Origin of the sequence: Nocardiopsis sp. JB363 (assembly GCF_900143625.1) — a bacterium.
GTDB lineage: Bacteria > Actinomycetota > Actinomycetes > Streptosporangiales > Streptosporangiaceae > Nocardiopsis.
In genome coordinates this window covers 1-1,679 of record NZ_FRFF01000035.1, presented here as the reverse complement: position 1 = coordinate 1,679, position 1,679 = coordinate 1, and the positions used below count along the sequence as shown (strand labels likewise).

Genomic DNA, 1,679 nt, shown 5'->3' with positions numbered 1-1,679 from the left:
CCTTCGAGTTCCTCCCGGATGTTCCGGGGATACAACAAAGCGCCTCATGGCGCACGGGCATTGTTGGCGAGCTCGCTGCCGAGCAGGGTGAACAGGTAGCGGTAGTCGGTGCTGCGTTCGGCGGCGCAGGTGCCGAGGAAGGCGCGGACCAGCGGCATGTACTGGACCGAACGGCCGAAGGTGTAACAGCGCGACTTGAAGAAGCGGATGTCGGCGGACCCGGTGAAGTAGTGCCGCTGGAATCGCGGGACCAGTTCGCCGAGCGGGAGGGTGACATCGGGCAGCTCGGCCAAAGGTGCGTTTACGGGCATGACGAATAGAACTCCTGCCACAAAGGTGAGGGAAATGGACAATTCGACGCGCCCGCAGGTCGACGACCTTCACGATTTCCCGGAGAAGGGAAAGGGGCACGGCATAGCTTGAACAGCGGAGACCCTGGGTGAACCTCTGATCACTGACTACACCCTGACCTTAAAACCGAGATTCAGAAAAGTCAACGCGGTTCAGCGAATCTCTTCTTTATTGAACTACACTGGAGCCATGCAACGCCCTCACAGTCCAACACTCAGGCGCCGGCGCCTATCTGCCGAGCTGAAGCGTGCCCGAGCCGGATCGAAGCTCACTACGACTCAAGCGATCAAAAGCCTTGGGTGGGCTGCTGGAAAACTCAGTCAAATCGAGAACGCGGAGACTCAAAAGGTCAAACCGGACGATCTCGACAAAATGCTTGATCTATACGAGATCAAGGATCCAGCGAAGCGCGAAGCACTACATGCCCTAGCCAGAGATGCCAAGGTCCGTGGCTGGTGGTCGAAGTACAAGGAGGTGTTCGGCCCTCAGTCACTCCCAGACTTCGAAGCTGAGGCATCGACCATCCGCACCTTCGAAGGACTGGTGATCCCCGGCCTTCTCCAAACCCCCGACTATGCGCGTGCTGTCATTAAAGGCGGACGCTACACGGGCGCGGAAGAGAGCGAGCGACACGTCAAAGCCCGTATGAAACGACGTGACATCCTGACCCAGTTCAATCCTGCAAGCCTTCGCATCGTCTTGGACGAAGCAGCTCTGCGACGTGTAGTTGGCAGCACTGAAGTTATGGTTGAACAGCTACATCATCTGCTTCATATGGCCAAGCTTCCCAACATCAATCTTCAGGTGCTTCCCTTCAGCGCTGGCGCCCATGCCGCGCTCACGGTTCCATTCAGCATCTTGGACTTCCCAGACTCACTTGATGCCCCGATCGTGTTCGTGGACACCGCTTCGGGTGGCCTCTTTCTGGAAGAATCGAACGAAGTGGACACTCACAGTGTCACGTTCGGTGATGTCCAAGGCTCTGCAATGAGTGCAGCACAGTCAGCCAGAGCCATCGCAGAAATTCTAGAAGCGCTAGAGAGCAAACCATGAGTGACGAGTTGATTTTTAAGAAGAGCAGCTACAGCACTGCTCAGAGCCAAAACTGCGTCGAGGTCGCCGACATTCCCTGCGGCACCGCCATCCGGGACTCCAAGCACCCCACCCACGGCCACCTGCCCTTCCCCTCTGCCGAGTGGGACGCCTTCCTCACCACCACGCTCACCACCTCCCATCTCCCCCGGACTTGACCCAAGCCCCGGCCCCACCGCCAACACCCCGGTGGCCGACAGGGTTCCTGTCGGCCACCCCTCGTCGTGTCACCAACC

General features: G+C 58.5%; 2 protein-coding genes and 1 pseudogene. 2 read left to right on the top strand and 1 reads right to left on the bottom strand.

Annotation, left to right across the window (positions count from 1 at the left end; all coding sequences use genetic code 11):
• Positions 1-56 precede the first annotated feature (56 nt).
• Positions 57-311, bottom strand: a pseudogene (locus tag BQ8420_RS05830) (ATP-binding protein); the annotation flags it as partial.
• Between the two features lie 229 nt (positions 312-540).
• Between BQ8420_RS05830 and BQ8420_RS05825 the strand changes: the two are divergent.
• Positions 541-1,404, top strand: coding sequence for a helix-turn-helix transcriptional regulator (locus BQ8420_RS05825; protein ID WP_087096784.1), 864 nt, complete (start codon positions 541-543; stop codon positions 1,402-1,404).
• Positions 1,401-1,601 carry a DUF397 domain-containing protein gene (locus BQ8420_RS05820; protein WP_087096783.1) on the top strand — a complete coding sequence of 67 codons (201 nt, stop codon included), beginning with the start codon at positions 1,401-1,403 and terminating at the stop codon, positions 1,599-1,601. The genes BQ8420_RS05825 and BQ8420_RS05820 overlap by 4 nt, the downstream gene beginning before the upstream one ends.
• The last annotated feature ends 78 nt before the right edge of the window (positions 1,602-1,679 follow it).